Annotated in this window: 16 protein-coding genes; 3 read left to right on the top strand and 13 right to left on the bottom strand. The window is 46.1% G+C overall.

All coding sequences use genetic code 11. The features are described from left to right. Positions 1-4 precede the first annotated feature (4 nt). The 11 genes from HMPREF0671_RS03465 to HMPREF0671_RS03415 all read right to left on the bottom strand — a co-directional run bounded on the left by HMPREF0671_RS03465 (position 5) and on the right by HMPREF0671_RS03415 (position 9241). The gene (locus HMPREF0671_RS03465; RefSeq protein WP_036896715.1) at positions 5-1363 is read right to left on the bottom strand and encodes a membrane protein; all 1359 of its coding nucleotides are present in this window, start codon (positions 1361-1363) and stop codon (positions 5-7) included. Positions 1364-1367: 4 nt separating this feature from the next. Beyond that, positions 1368-2048, bottom strand: a complete 681-nt coding sequence (locus HMPREF0671_RS03460) for a DUF5045 domain-containing protein (RefSeq protein WP_036896739.1) — start codon at positions 2046-2048, stop codon at positions 1368-1370. Continuing rightward, positions 2045-2740 carry a hypothetical protein gene (locus tag HMPREF0671_RS03455; RefSeq protein WP_036896738.1) on the bottom strand — a complete coding sequence of 232 codons (696 nt, stop codon included), beginning with the start codon at positions 2738-2740 and terminating at the stop codon, positions 2045-2047. The genes HMPREF0671_RS03460 and HMPREF0671_RS03455 overlap by 4 nt, the downstream gene beginning before the upstream one ends. A 13-nt stretch (positions 2741-2753) precedes the next feature. Continuing rightward, a complete protein-coding gene (locus tag HMPREF0671_RS03450) occupies positions 2754-3482 on the bottom strand; it encodes a hypothetical protein (protein WP_036896714.1) in 729 nt (242 codons plus the stop codon). After that, complete coding sequence (locus HMPREF0671_RS03445; RefSeq protein ID WP_036896713.1) at positions 3470-6349, bottom strand: TraG family conjugative transposon ATPase; 2880 nt, start codon at positions 6347-6349, stop codon at positions 3470-3472. The genes HMPREF0671_RS03450 and HMPREF0671_RS03445 overlap by 13 nt, the downstream gene beginning before the upstream one ends. Before the next feature lie 5 nt (positions 6350-6354). Continuing rightward, the gene (locus HMPREF0671_RS11935) at positions 6355-6633 is read right to left on the bottom strand and encodes a DUF4133 domain-containing protein (protein WP_004342148.1); all 279 of its coding nucleotides are present in this window, start codon (positions 6631-6633) and stop codon (positions 6355-6357) included. A 61-nt stretch (positions 6634-6694) separates the two neighbouring features. Next, positions 6695-7057 carry a DUF4134 domain-containing protein gene (locus HMPREF0671_RS03435; protein WP_036896711.1) on the bottom strand — a complete coding sequence of 121 codons (363 nt, stop codon included), beginning with the start codon at positions 7055-7057 and terminating at the stop codon, positions 6695-6697. Positions 7058-7159: 102 nt separating this feature from the next. Continuing rightward, on the bottom strand, positions 7160-7540 hold the full coding sequence (locus tag HMPREF0671_RS03430; RefSeq protein ID WP_036896710.1) for a hypothetical protein: 381 nt from the start codon (positions 7538-7540) through the stop codon (positions 7160-7162). 12 nt (positions 7541-7552) lie between these two features. Then, on the bottom strand, positions 7553-8155 hold the full coding sequence (locus tag HMPREF0671_RS03425) for a DNA-binding protein (RefSeq protein ID WP_036896709.1): 603 nt from the start codon (positions 8153-8155) through the stop codon (positions 7553-7555). Continuing rightward, positions 8148-8555 carry a hypothetical protein gene (locus HMPREF0671_RS03420; RefSeq protein WP_036896708.1) on the bottom strand — a complete coding sequence of 136 codons (408 nt, stop codon included), beginning with the start codon at positions 8553-8555 and terminating at the stop codon, positions 8148-8150. Before HMPREF0671_RS03420 ends, HMPREF0671_RS03425 begins: the two co-directional genes overlap by 8 nt. Then, complete coding sequence (locus HMPREF0671_RS03415) at positions 8552-9241, bottom strand: ParA family protein (RefSeq protein WP_036896707.1); 690 nt, start codon at positions 9239-9241, stop codon at positions 8552-8554. The genes HMPREF0671_RS03420 and HMPREF0671_RS03415 overlap by 4 nt, the downstream gene beginning before the upstream one ends. 549 nt (positions 9242-9790) lie before the next feature. Here HMPREF0671_RS03415 and HMPREF0671_RS03410 point away from each other — a divergent pair. Further along, entirely contained in the window at positions 9791-10123 is a 333-nt protein-coding gene (locus HMPREF0671_RS03410; RefSeq protein ID WP_036896706.1) for a hypothetical protein, read from the top strand. Beyond that, complete coding sequence (locus HMPREF0671_RS03405) at positions 10107-11216, top strand: HigA family addiction module antitoxin (protein ID WP_036896705.1); 1110 nt, start codon at positions 10107-10109, stop codon at positions 11214-11216. Before HMPREF0671_RS03410 ends, HMPREF0671_RS03405 begins: the two co-directional genes overlap by 17 nt. 55 nt (positions 11217-11271) lie before the next feature. Here HMPREF0671_RS03405 and HMPREF0671_RS03400 read toward each other — a convergent pair whose 3' ends face one another. Next, positions 11272-12834 (bottom strand): relaxase/mobilization nuclease domain-containing protein, encoded by a 1563-nt coding sequence (locus tag HMPREF0671_RS03400; protein ID WP_007175118.1) that lies wholly within the window; start codon positions 12832-12834, stop codon positions 11272-11274. Between the two features lie 78 nt (positions 12835-12912). Next, the gene (locus HMPREF0671_RS03395; RefSeq protein WP_004347529.1) at positions 12913-13293 is read right to left on the bottom strand and encodes a hypothetical protein; all 381 of its coding nucleotides are present in this window, start codon (positions 13291-13293) and stop codon (positions 12913-12915) included. Between the two features lie 425 nt (positions 13294-13718). On the opposite strand from HMPREF0671_RS03395, the gene HMPREF0671_RS12370 reads away from it, so the two are divergent. Next, on the top strand, positions 13719-13865 hold the full coding sequence (locus tag HMPREF0671_RS12370) for a hypothetical protein (RefSeq protein ID WP_007175117.1): 147 nt from the start codon (positions 13719-13721) through the stop codon (positions 13863-13865). Positions 13866-13877 lie beyond the last annotated feature (12 nt).

Raw genomic sequence — 13877 nt, 5'->3', positions numbered from 1 at the left:
TAGTTTATTTTCCTCTGTTGTAAGAATCTCTCATGGAGCTGCCCATCTTCGATGCCGCCTTGCCAGCAGAGCTTTCTGTGAACATGTGTTTGGCCTCTTTCGCTATACCTGAGGCAGCGCCTCCCATGACTCCAGCCATAGTAGCCACTCCGCCATCGGAATAGCCACTTGCGCCGCTCACGGCTCCAGCCATACCAGCTGCGCCAAGATGCGCCGCACCAGAGACAGCCGAACCCGCCATTGGTGTCGCCACTGAAGCGATACCCACTCCAGTAGAAGCGGCACTGCCCACAGCTCCGCCTACGGCTCCTGCTACGACACCTCCGGCAGCACTGCCGGCACTTGAACTCACACCCCCTGGAATTAGCCATGATGCCACTTCAGGGACGAAACGGATGATATAGGCACCCACCAGCATACCCATAGCATACATGCAGTTGGAGCCGATGCCCTGAATGCCCAAAGCGCCTATCTGTCCCCAAGAGTTCACCTGCCCCTGCAGAAGCCTGCCATAGGCATTGAGGTCCTCGCCGAGGTTATACATCAGGATGAAGTCGATATAGTACAGGCACATATAGGTGACAAATCCCCATAGCGACAAGGACAGATATTTGCTGATCCATTGCGACCATGCACTGCTCCATGGAGGTACTATCGAGAGGGCGAACATGATGGGGGCAAATGTGGCCAGTATAGCCATGAAAATACGCTGGGCTACCAAGATGCCATAATACGACATCTGGAATATCAGTTCACCGATGAAACGTATCACGTCGTTTATCCATTCCGACACCTTTGTCTCAGCGGCTACGGTGGCTCGCTGCGCATAGTTGTTGATGGTCGTGCCCAGGTTTTCCATGTTGTAGATGAGCTTATCCCACCAATGGGCATCCTCCCCGATGGTCTGTACCTGCTTCGCTGTCTCAATACTGTCCTGCACCTGGCGGAGTCGTTTGAGATAGTCCGACTGCTTCTGCGCGACTTTGAGTTCCAGCGCAGCCACTTCCTTGTTCTTGCTGCTCGCCATCTGTTTGGTGGTCGCCTCCAACGCTTTGACCGGTCGGGCCAGTTCCTGACAGATCCAAGAACTGTAAGTGATGCAGATGGACAGTCCCACGATGCGGAGAAGTTTCATTACGTCCATCGCCCTACGTCCAAGCATCATCATCCAGCACTCGTAGGAACCCACACAAAGGGCGAGGCACAAGCCTATGACACGGGCGTAGCCCACGGTGTTGCCCAGCACCGCCGACTTCGGAAAAGTCTCCATCGCCACCAGCAACTTCTCAAGGCTTTGGTCAATAGAGGGCAGTCCCATGGTGAGTAGCTGACTTGCAATATTCATCAAAATATCTGTAACCATAATTTTATCGTTTGTAATAGTTTTGCGCCATACCTACAAGATGCGCCACGCGGCTGACAATTTCCTCCATCTGTTTCTTATATTGTTGGTAGGCTTTCTGCCGTTTGGCGTTTTCAAGTTCATATCCCACACCCGTCCGATGGATATAGGCTATATCCTGGCAAATCATCTCGTTCTGCCGGGTCAGCTCATCGACCTGAAATTTCAGTTTGCCGCTGCTCCTCTGCATACAGAAGAGCAGTCCGTCGGAAATAGATTTCTGCATGCGTTCGAAGTCGGCTTTGAAGGAGGAATAAACCAGATCGACATTCCTGTCAGCGGCACGCGCCACTTCCTCCTTGTAGAGTTCTTCTATCTTCGCACGTTCCTGCTCGGTTTCCTTCATCTTCTGTCGTTGCGTCTCTTCGGCGGTGATACGAGTGGGCATGATGCGTTTCACGCTGGACTTACTTTCCTTAAACCTAACTCTCCAGCCAGATTTGAGAAATCTCCATTGCCAGTAAGCCTCACCGCCGCTATATTTCTTGTGTAATAAGTAATAATACCATGCTGGAGCAAAGTCCCATGGTCCGTTCTCCATTGACTTCCACTGCTTTTCCTTCTGGTCATCGTAGGTCGGATGCTGTGCAAATGTGGACAGGGAAAGATAAAGTAACCCAGCCGTGATGAATAGAAATTTTCTCAAATACTGTTCCATTTGTTAATTACTCCTTCTGCTATTTTGTCCGTCACCTCACTGTTGAGGATGTCCCAAATATAATCGTATCTGACCCCGCCGACGGTAATGATGCTACACCAGACGTTGGCACCGTCGATGATACCTCTCATGTTTTCTATGGAAGTCTTCAACTCCATGATAAGGTGAAGCTTCTCGTCCATCGAGGCCTTCATTACATTGACACCGCTGGCGGCAAGCGATGCATAAAGGGCTTTGATGTTTTTGATTTCTCTTGCACAAGCCATATTCGCTTCTGTATAGTACCATGCCACCATCGGCTTCTTTAAGGTATATTGAAAAGTGGAGCGTGTAAACTGTGAGTACCCCTGTATCAGGCGATACATGCTGTTGACTGTCGAACCCAATGCGCTGGCTAAGATGACGTAGGAATAGCCATTATTCAATTTGCTGTCCAAGGTCGTTCTGACATCATTGAACTTGGTAGCACCCTTTGTGATGATGCTCTGTTCACCAAAACTCGTTGCCACCTTTGCCAAGGCCTTGTCTTCTTCACCCTTGATGAGTTTATGCAGACTGATAAGGGCTTCAATGGTTAGCGGATCCCTCGGCGTCGGTATAACATCGGCAAAGATGGGAGCTGTTACCATGAAGCACCATAACAACAGCCCATATCTTTTTATATTCCATGCCTTTTTCATAAGCCAAACTTCTTTAGACATCCAAGCCGTTCCAATTATCAATCAATCCGTCAACGGAGTTTTGAGCCGTGATATAGGCAGCCCACGACTCCACGTCAATGGCCATGAGTACATCCCCCCAGGTGTTACCGAACTGGCACATCATCACCATAACCTCCAGCTTATAGTGGATTTCAAGCAGACGACTGTAAATCTTGTTGGCCATCGTCAGCCGTTCATAGCGGTTGAGCAGGTTATATCCGTCGTCCTTGCCGTCATCTTTGGCCGTGTCCAATGGATTGCGTACCTTGTCGTTGTTTACAATATTCACAAAGTCGTGTACCAGTCCTTGCGTCTCGGACACGAGATTGGTCATCTCATTGAGGCATACCACATAGTTCTTGCCCGGTGACTTGCCGAGCTGTTTCAGCACGATGGGCACATCCTTGAAGATGCTGGCTGTGAGCGAGACGATTTCACCGTAGTATCTGCTTTCTTCCCCAAAGCCAGTGATGTTCTGCATGGAGAGTTGGTAAAGTTCTTTGATGCTTGCCATCGTAGCGGTATACTTCATCAGCTTCTCTTGCTTGGTATTGATGGAATCCAGACGCCCGTTGTGTCTGTCCTCTATGAGTTTCTGCGACGCAGCATTGGACATAACGGCGGCCGTGGTTTTCTTGTCTATCACCACACGCCAGCCAGCCCGAATGTTCAGCGAGGCAAGGAGCATCGCCAGAACGAAAATTAACCTTAACTTTTCCATAAGCTCATAATGTTTTGATGTTCGTTGACATGCCGCGCGAAATCGAGATATTTGCTTATCCCTGCCTTTCTGCGGTCTTTCTCTATCTCTGTGATGGCACGTTGGATGTTACCACCATAATGCTTCGTGTAAATTTTGAGGGCTTCCTTTTCCGCCCGTTCCGTGGTGTAGGCCCAGTAACATTCAGGCGGTTCTTCCACACCATACACATCCGATACCTGTCCACGGCATATCCATACCTCCTTGAAGTAATTCCGGCCCTCGTGGTTGTTAAGGCTGTTGATGGTGAAGATCTGCTGTCGTTGAACCGCTGTCAGTCCGAGGATAGCCGCAATGTCATCGTACCGATCCTTGAATTTGGCCTGGTCAAGCAGAATTTTCACGTCGCTGTTGTTGATGATAGCCTCCTTGACAATGGGAGAATCAATCACGTCGTTCAGTTCCTGTGTCACTACTCCGGCGATGCCGTGGAACTTACGCACCGTCTTGTAGAGATACTTGATATATTCTGCCATCGTAGGCGAGGCGATAGCTTTCCATGCCTCTTCGATGATGAGAGCCTTTCGGCCTTTCTTGATACGCATCTTCTGGAGAAATACATCCATGATGATGAGCACCACGATAGGGAACAGCACAGGGTCATCTTTGATTTTGTCAATCTCGAAGACAATAAACCGTTCATCGAAGAGTGACTGTTCCAGATCGTTGTTCAGCGTGCACTCCAGCTCGCCACCACGGTAGAACTGTTCGAGAATAGCAGCAAAGTTGTCAATGTCGAAGGCTATCTTCTTTTCGGTCATCAGCTGTGGAATACGTTCCAGCGCATATTCATAGAAAGTGTTGAAGGACAGCTTCCTAACCGTCATCTTACGTCTGCGCTGCTCCATCTTCTCGATTTTCTGTTCGATGCGCATGAGGTAGCTGCCTTCGATTACCTCAGCCATGAGGCGTATGAGTTGACGGTTGGCAGCCACCTTCTCACCCTCTGTCGCAGCTTGGTCATTGACCAGAGCATGCAGCTTTTCCACCTGGCGTTTTGCCTTGATGTGATGCGCAACCTCGGCTTCAGAAAAGATGGTATCTCTGCTTTCTGAATTTACACTTGCAGAAGTGTTTCCCTGATATCCCTCAAAATCTTGATAGTAGCTATGCTCCACCTTCTCACCATACTTCTCATACTCACCGTTCTTTTTATCCTCCAGCAAGAGCCGGTGGCGCAACCTATCTTTTTCTTCTGCGGAAAAACCACGGAAGGGGTGGAAGAAAGCGTCATAATACTCCACGATGACCTGATTGATGATAGCATCCTCAATCTTTGAAGGCATCTCGTTTCCCTTGTAGATGAGAAAAATAAGCGATTTGAGAAAGTTCTTCTTCTCCCCGAAGTTTTGTCGGTATTCCGTCTTGGTAATCTTAAACGGATTCATGGAGATGGGATGCTCTTTGGAGTAGGTGATATAGGTGCCACCGAAGTAGCTGCATATACCCTCGTAGCTATCTCCAGTATCTACCATCACCACATCCGTATTCTGCTCCAGAAGCTGGCGCACCACACTATTCATGTGGAAGCTCTTACCGCTGCCACTGGGTCCGATACAGAAAAAATTAGCATTGTCAGTGTACTTGTGTACTCCCTCCTTGCCGGTAATGTCTATCGCCACAGGAAGTCCCTGCCTGTCTGTATAGTAGGTTTTGAGCGGCGTCTCCTCAGAGTGTTTCAGATGCTCCTTAAAGCATAGGCAGAGCGCTGCGTCCGACAGCGTAAGAAAAAGGTCGTAATCAGGATTGAAGGCATAGCCATTGCCAGGAAAGCTGCACGTGAAGAGCTCCAGCTGGTTATAAGCCGAGCGAGAGGGCATGATGGCACAGTCGTAGAGCTTTGTCTCGATGTACGATGTAACCGGTGTTATCTTGTCATGCGGACAACTGACGAGGATATTGAAATTGGTATAAACCATCAGTTTGCTATCCACAGCCAGCGTGTCCAACAGCCGTTCTATATCTTCTTTGGCGATGCGGTTGGATGGATCGGGCATGGATCCGTGGCGCTTCGCCTTGCTTTGCAGCTTGCGCATAAGTCTGCGCTGGGCAGGTATTTGTATGACCTGATTGTAGATGACGCAGTCAGTATAAGGTATCTCCGTCAGGAAAGAGAAGAGGTCAGTGGCAATGTAGGTGCCGTTGATGTTGACCGAAAGGAACGGCCTCACGAAGTTGGGCATATTGATTTCATCTATATCCACCAAGGGAAAAGACTTTACCGTCCGGTCGCCTATCTTCAGGTTCTCGTCAGAACATTTGAAGTTGGTCATGGAGAATGGACCCTGCTTGAACTGGAATGCCATAAAGCGGTGAAGATACTCGTCTATTTCCGACTTGCTCAGCTTGCGGTGGGCGATACCTTTCTCTTGCAGAATGTCAGCTACCTTGGTTACTTTGACGTGGAAGTCCTCCCATCGTTTGGCGTCGTATTTCACAAAGGCATTGTGCGCACACTCCTGCGTAACGATGAGGAAGGTGCGTATGTCGGTATATTCCCGTCCCTCGAAGTAGTTGAAGTAGCTTTCGGTCAGGAACTCCTGTTCTCCCTCCGGCTCATGGTGATACTTCTGCTTGCAGAAGATGTCCTGTTTTTGTAGGGCATACCCCTCACCGAGTGTCTTTATAATGTTGGCCAGTACGTCTTGGAAGAGGCAATATAGGTCAGCATCGGTACAATATTGCTGCACGGGATTCTCAATCTCGAAGAGTACGGACGGATTTCCCTTCTGGGACCAGAGCACCGTATTGAGCAGTTTCCCGTCCTTATCCCTGATGTCCTGCAACTGGGAGAAAAGTTTATCGAAAGGTTTTCTTTGCTGTGCCATAACCGTTAGTGTTTGAAAATCCCATGATAGATGTAAATACCCTTATTCCGATGCTTGGCGTGAAGCCCATTTCGCTGCCGTATGTAGATGGTGGCCAGTCCGACAAGGGCAAGGACAATCATGGCAATAAAGCCAGCCAGCTTGCCCAGGATGATGGAAAAAAGGATGAAACCGAGAAAGGATACACCGATGGCAATGGCGGCAAAGGTTAGGAAACGCCCTCTGATGCCCATGAACTCCAACGGTTTCTGTATGCCTTTGTATATAGGAAAGAAATCTTCCATAAAACTTTGAAATTTGGTAGGAGCCAGACGCTTGGTTGCAGGTCCGGCTCCCACCGATTGATTACTTGAAGAAGAGCGGAAGAGCTTCCGACATGGCGATGAAAGCCACACAGCCACCGATGGTGAGCATGATAGTCTTTTTCACGTCCTGGTCGCCGTTCTGCATCTTGAAATACACATTGAACGCTCCTACTAACACGATGACGGCTGCGATGGCCTTCATCAGGTTGGAAACAGGGGTCTGGTACGAAGAGATCTCCGTGGTAGCTTTGGAAAATCCGCCAGCACCCTTGCTGTTGGCCAGCATTGTTCCAGTACTCATGGCGAACATTCCCACGCTTACTGCTAATTTCAAAGACTGACACTTCGCAAAGCTCCAAGCACGTCCCACGCATTTTACTGTTTGTTTTCTCAATTGCGACATAATCGAATGGATTAAATTTGAAATTCAATTCCATGTTAAAGCCGAAAGTCAAACAAGTTAAAGTGCTAGGTCTAAATATTAAAGATAAAAAGTTGGTATGTTTTATGGAGAAAGGTCTCCTCTTTCTGGATCAAACTCCTTCCATTTGGCAAGCAAGCTGCCCAGTTCGCTGTTCTCACCGTCTTTCGACAGGTCTTCCACCTTGACCAGCAGGTTGTTTACTTCAATACCGCCGGTCATCAAGAGTTTTGCTGTTTGCTTTCGTTTCAGGGCAGCTGTCTTCTGTTTATTGATGATGGGGCGAGTGATAAGGATAGGCGTAAATTCCCTTACTTCATCGGAGATGTCAATGGCTTCCTCCTGTACCTTATCGTCTTCGCTGGCAGCAAGCTTTCTGCCTGCCAGCAGGTCGTAGGCCACCGTACCCAAGTAATAGCAGAGGTAGCAAGCCACAATAAAACCGAGGAATATTTGAAAACTCATACGCAATAGGCATTATGTGAACGATGGGCATTGAACCGGCATGGCAAGATAGACACTCATTGGCTGAAACTGCAATCCCAGCTTCAGCCCATTGCTCTCACGGATTGGTCTGCGCTTCAGCTGATCATCATAATATAAGGTGTTATGGCCAGGAATGACTAAATAGCCATACGATTTCAGGATGCTCTTCAAGACTACACGTTTCTTGTTGCCCACCACCTTGATGTTTGTTTTTTGTGGTAGTCCGAACAACACGCGGGCCTTCTCCCGTTTGATGATGCTCTTCCTGCTGCGCGACCGTATCTGTCGGGTTTCGTCTGCCGTTCTTTCAAGGTGGTACTTTTTAACGATTCGTGAAACCGACCTAGTAGATATACCTGTAAGCTTGGCTATCTCACTATAAGAGTGATTGTAATATAACTTCCTGACCGTATTTGCCTCCGCCATCGCCTTGGTGACAGGGCGTTTACGCAAGCCCAACTCATGCAACTTCCGCCGTAGGCAGCTCAGAGAAATACTCAAATGTTCTGCTAAAGCGGTATTGTTCATCTCCTTGTGGTGGTCGATAAGGAAATCCACCATAGATGCGGTCCAGATAATATTTTGCCTATACATGATTTTGAAGGTTATTGACAATATAATCGTTACGGCGTAGAAACTCTTTGAGGTAGCCACTGTTGGTGCCGATAAAGGCACGGAGGGCGGCATTGATGATATCGGTAACCGACATATTGTTGATATTGCAGAGCTTCAACAGCTCCACCACCTCGTTGTCTATCTCGTAGTTCTTGCGATCGTACTTCTTGACACGGTAGCCGTATTGTTTTGCATACTGCTGGAAGAGCTGCCAACTGTCATCAGACTTGTGGATGTTGGGCTGCACTGTCTTGGGCGCAGTTTGCGAAGGTTGTGGAACAGATGGTTCTTTCACCTCATTAAACACCCCGTCTATATCGGGTAGGTTAAGCAGGTCGTTGGTAGGCAGCGTCTGCGAATGGAGAATGTCTACTTTCATTTTGTCTGTTCTTTAGGTTTGAATATCTGTTGATACATAAAGTCGAAGGTAGGTGATACGATGTCCTTTTGTGGTCCCATCAGTTCGATGGTGTTGTATCGTTGCATGTCCGCCTTGACTTCTATGCGTGGCGTAACCAGACCGAAGTGGCGTAGCTTTTCCTCCGTTTTATCCCACAACTCCAGTTCCGCTTTCTTGCCATACCGTTTGTCCCATTTATTAACCACGAAGACGAACTGGCACTTCATGATGGGCAGCATACGTTGGAGCTTGGCGATGAAGCCGATGAAAGTAGCGGTGGAATTGATGGAAGTTGCCTCGAACTGATAGGGGCATACGATGTAATGACTGAGGGCAAAGATAGGCACTAGTCCCTGTTGCGACAGGTTGCCGGGTGTGTCCATCAGTACGATGCCTTTGTAACCCTCGCGCAGACTGGTAAGAAACTCCCTGACGTTATTGGTGTCTTTGATGTCGAAAGGCTGTACGGTATAAGGCAAACGTACCCCTCTATATTTCTCTACATCCTCCTTTCGTTTGGAGTAAATGGTCTGCTGTCGGTCAAAATCCACAACGAGTACGCTCTCTCCCTTTGCCGCCAGGTAATCGGCGAACATGGTGCAGAGCGTAGTCTTACCGACACCGCCCTTCTGATTGGCAAAGGTGATCATGATATTGTCTCTCATTGTCGAATTTGTTATTAGTTGTGTGATAATAACAAACTCCTTTTTGGTAGGCCGGTTATCAAATGGAGTTGGGCCCCAGTAGCATTATTTCGAGAAATAGGTATCTTGCGAATTAAGTAAATGAGGAAGATGCTAAATCGTGAAATCATTGGCAAAGATAAAAAATGGAAATGAAATTTGCAAGAGGTTATTAACTCGTCAGCAAGCACGATAATGCCGATATTCTGGTGATGGTTTCAAGCCATAATAATATTTATAGAAAGGTAGTGATAGTACGCACAACTTATTGGGAATATGGATTATAGGTTGCAATCCTTTTTCTTTAACGTAGTTTAACTACAGGAGATGAAAATATCCGTGAAGCCCTGCTATGATTCTAGTTGTTAACGATATCATGGGATAATACCAAAAACATTCTTCTTGTAGTTTATAAAAAGATGTAGAAAAGTTAAATATGTATATAGTGAACAATAACAGTATTAAAAAATTACCATATTTGGGAATTTTATCTTATCTTTGCAGCATAAAGGCTAAGATACATTTCACCGTATGAATATAATCTTCAAGGAAGAAGCCTTATCTGAGCTGTATGAAACAGGCAAAACCAAAGACAAGAAATACAAGCAGATATGTAAGAATAAACGTTTGGTAGATGGCTACATCCGGGCAGTAGGAATCATTTATGATGTAGAGTGTACAGACGAACTAAAGAATTTCAGCTTCTTACACTATGAGAAATTGAGATATCAGCAGAAAGAGCCTCTAAGCTCTGTTCGACTTGTAAACGGTTTGGTAGAACGCCTGTTGTTCAAGGAGATAAAGGATGGCATCGAAGTAGAACTAATTGAAATTGATAGTACACATTATGGCAACAAGAAGTAACAGATTGGTTCCTGTTAGGGCAATCCACCCAGGAGAAATCTTGCGTGAAGAGTTGCGGGAACGTGGTATCAAGCAAAAGGACTTTGCAAAGCAGATAGGTATGCAAGCTACCCATCTGAGTGAGTTTATTCGTGGCAAACGCAATCTGAACGACGATCTGGCCATGAAGCTGGAAAACCATTTAGGGATTCCCTATAAAACCTGGATGAGCTTGCACAATGGTTATATGTATGACAGCAAAGCTGTCAGTATGAAACAATCGGAAGAACAAAATGCACGTTCGTTTGAGGACGCATGTGCTCGTATGTTCAATCTTAAACTTCTTTATAAGAAATTGAATTTAGCTGTTCTTCCCCTCCTTGAACGGGTGAAAGAAATAAAATCGCTTTTCTCCTTTGACCTGCTGTCATCTGCAGAGATGAGTAAGCAAGTAGCTGGATTATATAAGCACAGCGACAAGGTTCAGATTGACGAAAAGAATATGCAGACTTGGCTTCTGCTGAGCTGGTTGGCAACTTCACGTGAAAAAGTAGAAAGGACTTATGTACATGGCAATGGAATAAAGGCCGCCGATGCAATCGCAAAATTGGCTAATGAGCGGAAACTTACAGCCAAGGCCATCAAGGATAGTCTTTATCAAAACGGTATAGGTTATGTTGTAGTGGAAAAGTTGGATAAAACCCCTGTTGATGCTTTCTCTACTTATGTAAACCAACATCCTATAGTGACGGTTACCTATCGGTATAATGATATTGATAAATTAGCATTTGATGTTCTTCATGAATTGTGTCATATCGAAAAGCATTTCTCAGAAGAGCACACATCGTTTATCTCTATCGAAGGAACTATCTACTCAAAAGATCCAAGGGAAAAAGAGGCTAACAACTTTGCTAAAGAGCATTTAATTCCATGTGAAGTTTGGAATAAAATACTTTCAGGTAAAAGCAGTAGCCTATCGCCGCACATTGTAGTGAAGGCTATTGCAAAAGAAGCTGAAAAGTATGGAATTAGTCCGACTATAGCAGTTTCAAGGTATAAACATGATACCAACTGGTATCAGACCTCGGCTTACAAGTCATCTAAAATTTATTGATAGAACATGGGCTGGGCGACTTGCCCGGCTCTTCTTGGTCTATGGGCTTACAAGTCTATCGTTTCAGGCTTCGTTCGTCATCAACCTCATAGCTATTTTTACTACCCACTTCCCATTCTGCATTTCTTTCGGAAGCCGATGTCTGGTATGAAAGAATATTTTTCAGGATGCTATTAGAAAGATGAGTGTCGTGGATAGACATAGGTTGGAGCACTTGCAGAGCAGGGAGCAAGGCTTTGAAGTTGATACCTTCTGAAGCCAAATTAAAAATGCACTTGTGCGAGAAATCGACACAATAGTATTCGTCGCCTTGTCTGAAAATGGCAAGATGATTTTCTTTTAATGCTGCCCACAAGTCTTGCTTCTCGGTTGATGCAGCCAGATTGTTCAGCACTTCTACGGCAAAGCCATTGTTGGGCTTGTTGTGTGGATCTATATAAATAAGGTAGGGATTTTCAATCTTCCAGATTCGACAGAGTATATCACGCTCCACCTCGTTGGTGGGGCAAAAGGCCTGGACACAGCGCACCATAAAGTTGAATTTTAATACCTTTTGCACACTGTCGCATAGGGCGACCTCCCTGCCATTGAGCAGCCTGAAACGGCCTTTGGAAATGCGAGTACCATACTGTCGCCATAACATTCTGTTGAGTTCATAAGCAATCATCCGGGGATTATCCTCCAGCATGGCATCCACGTAGAGCTCTACCTTATTGATTCGTTCCTTTTCGCTCATGAAGTGTTGCAGTTGTTTGATAGAGAGCACGCTGCCTCCTTTATACACCGCTTGTTTGTAGTGATCCACTATCATGTAACCGTATGGTTTGTCCTTTGAACCAAAGAAGACGAGCGATACACCAAACTTCTTTTGCAAGATGTCTGACAGTTCACTGCGGCTGGCAACCATGTTGCGATACTTTTTCATAACAGCCCCCAGTTGCCTACGACGTTTGTAGGTTTTCTTTTCATCAATAACAGAGAATTTTGAGGTCAAATCTTCCATTTCGATTTTTGTTCGTACCCGTCCGCCACGTGCAATTTCGAGGTTGCCGTCACGCTCGAAACATTCATAGCCAGATGCTTCCATGATGGCTTTGAATTGTGTAAGCGAATTGAAATTGTAACCAAGAGCCTCCTTCAAAAACAAACTAGCACGCAATTCCTCATCTTCGCCAACAATTTTGTTGATGGCCTCCTGCGAGCGGATGCGCTCGTGACTGTGGTCTATTTTCTGGCCATTGGGATTCACCCGGCTGGTGATGATGTGCAGGTGATTGTTGTCGGTGTCATTGTGCGCATAGATAAGAAGCGGCTGCCCCTCATCATCATAGTCCATTTCGTGAAGATACTGGTGGGCAATATCCAAAAGCTGCTCTTGAGAATATTCATGTCCCCGGCAGGAGATAGCCACATGGAACTGCGCCTTGCGGATATGCTCGTTTCTTGCCGAGTAGTCCATCAGGTACTGTTGCAGTTGCTTGGGCGTGTAGCCATCGACGGCTCCCACATAACCGAAGTTCTGCATTTCAAGGAGCACGGCCTGACCTTTGGCCACCTTTCGCTCGTTGTACTCGACGGCATGGAATGTTGTGCTGGAGGGTAGTATGGTTGCTATCATATTGCTTTCTTGTGATTTTACGTTATCGTGAGACGATGGAAACGGTAAATCGGTATTTACCGATGACGGTTTTTCGCTTTATCGTGTTAATCGTTTGACTATTTGATGCTGTTCCTGTTTTACCGCTGTTAAGAGCTTTTGCAGCTCCATGATTTGAGGGTAAAGCACTTTCTCAAAATAGGGAAGTGTCAGCTCATTGGCTATCGCCAGTTCGTTGGCACGCTTGACCACCTGATTGAAGTTGCCGCCCATCCATGCCAAGTCCTGCTGATACTTTTTGTAAAGAGCCGTCATCTCGTTGAGCGCGGCTATCTTCCGCTTTGTTCCCGTGTCGTCAAATTGTTTGATGGCATCCCATATCATACTGCTTACCGTCTTGTAGTTGACCGCTTTCTGCTTAATCAGTTCGGCATCCTGTGCAGAAATCCTTATCCAGAGTCTTTTCGTTTTTCGTTCCATATTCCTCTGTTTATATTCTGAGTTGCGAAGAATAATCCCCAACTTGACAGAGTTGGCAATTCACTTTTGTCCGCACAAAAGTACAACTTGCTACCCAAACTCCGTAAGGGAAATGTAGTCCCGCCACTTGCTTGTCTGTAATAAAGTTAGCAAGAAATGATGAGTTGCAATGTCCCTCGCCCTTTTTTCAATAAAAGAGTTTTCGTGAAATTGGAATATCGAAATCCCGATTTGTTGATATTGGGATAAACCGAAGTCATGAGTCCGTTGCTTCGAGAAAAGCCGAAAAGCCGAAGCCGTGAAATCGTGACATTACGAGAATATATAACCACAAAAAACTACTGATTATCAATGTTTTAGATTGCGTTTTGCTTGTTTTTCTCAGTTATTTTTCGTACCTTTAGTAGAACTAATAATGTTTTAAGATGCAAGTGTTTCTCTTCGTATATATCATGTTCAGGGTCATCTTCCAGCTGATAGGTTGGGTGATTAAAGGCTTTTTGTATGTCTTGTGGATGATTTTTGGTGGCATTGCCTACTTGGTGAATTATCTGGTGGAGCGTAAAACATAAAACCATACCTCG

Origin of the sequence: Prevotella sp. S7 MS 2 (genome assembly GCF_000762865.1) — a bacterium.
GTDB lineage: Bacteria > Bacteroidota > Bacteroidia > Bacteroidales > Bacteroidaceae > Prevotella.
This window is presented reverse-complemented; position numbering and strand designations above follow the sequence as displayed.

Bases quoted from the DNA above. Each gene is read 5' to 3' on its own strand.
- HMPREF0671_RS12370 (WP_007175117.1), top strand. From the start codon at position 13,719: ATGCAAGTGTTTCTCTTCGTATATATCATGTTCAGGGTCATCTTCCAG.
- HMPREF0671_RS03420 (WP_036896708.1), bottom strand. From the start codon at position 8,555: ATGAAAGTAGACATTCTCCATTCGCAGACGCTGCCTACCAACGACCTG.
- HMPREF0671_RS03435 (WP_036896711.1), bottom strand. From the start codon at position 7,057: ATGTCGCAATTGAGAAAACAAACAGTAAAATGCGTGGGACGTGCTTGG.
- HMPREF0671_RS03465 (WP_036896715.1), bottom strand. From the start codon at position 1,363: ATGGTTACAGATATTTTGATGAATATTGCAAGTCAGCTACTCACCATG.
- HMPREF0671_RS03400 (WP_007175118.1), bottom strand. From the start codon at position 12,834: ATGATAGCAACCATACTACCCTCCAGCACAACATTCCATGCCGTCGAG.
- HMPREF0671_RS03450 (WP_036896714.1), bottom strand. From the start codon at position 3,482: ATGGAAAAGTTAAGGTTAATTTTCGTTCTGGCGATGCTCCTTGCCTCG.
- HMPREF0671_RS03430 (WP_036896710.1), bottom strand. From the start codon at position 7,540: ATGAGTTTTCAAATATTCCTCGGTTTTATTGTGGCTTGCTACCTCTGC.
- HMPREF0671_RS11935 (WP_004342148.1), bottom strand. From the start codon at position 6,633: ATGGAAGATTTCTTTCCTATATACAAAGGCATACAGAAACCGTTGGAG.
- HMPREF0671_RS03415 (WP_036896707.1), bottom strand. From the start codon at position 9,241: ATGAGAGACAATATCATGATCACCTTTGCCAATCAGAAGGGCGGTGTC.
- HMPREF0671_RS03455 (WP_036896738.1), bottom strand. From the start codon at position 2,740: ATGAAAAAGGCATGGAATATAAAAAGATATGGGCTGTTGTTATGGTGC.
- HMPREF0671_RS03445 (WP_036896713.1), bottom strand. From the start codon at position 6,349: ATGGCACAGCAAAGAAAACCTTTCGATAAACTTTTCTCCCAGTTGCAG.
- HMPREF0671_RS03410 (WP_036896706.1), top strand. From the start codon at position 9,791: ATGAATATAATCTTCAAGGAAGAAGCCTTATCTGAGCTGTATGAAACA.
- HMPREF0671_RS03395 (WP_004347529.1), bottom strand. From the start codon at position 13,293: ATGGAACGAAAAACGAAAAGACTCTGGATAAGGATTTCTGCACAGGAT.
- HMPREF0671_RS03405 (WP_036896705.1), top strand. From the start codon at position 10,107: ATGGCAACAAGAAGTAACAGATTGGTTCCTGTTAGGGCAATCCACCCA.
- HMPREF0671_RS03425 (WP_036896709.1), bottom strand. From the start codon at position 8,155: ATGTATAGGCAAAATATTATCTGGACCGCATCTATGGTGGATTTCCTT.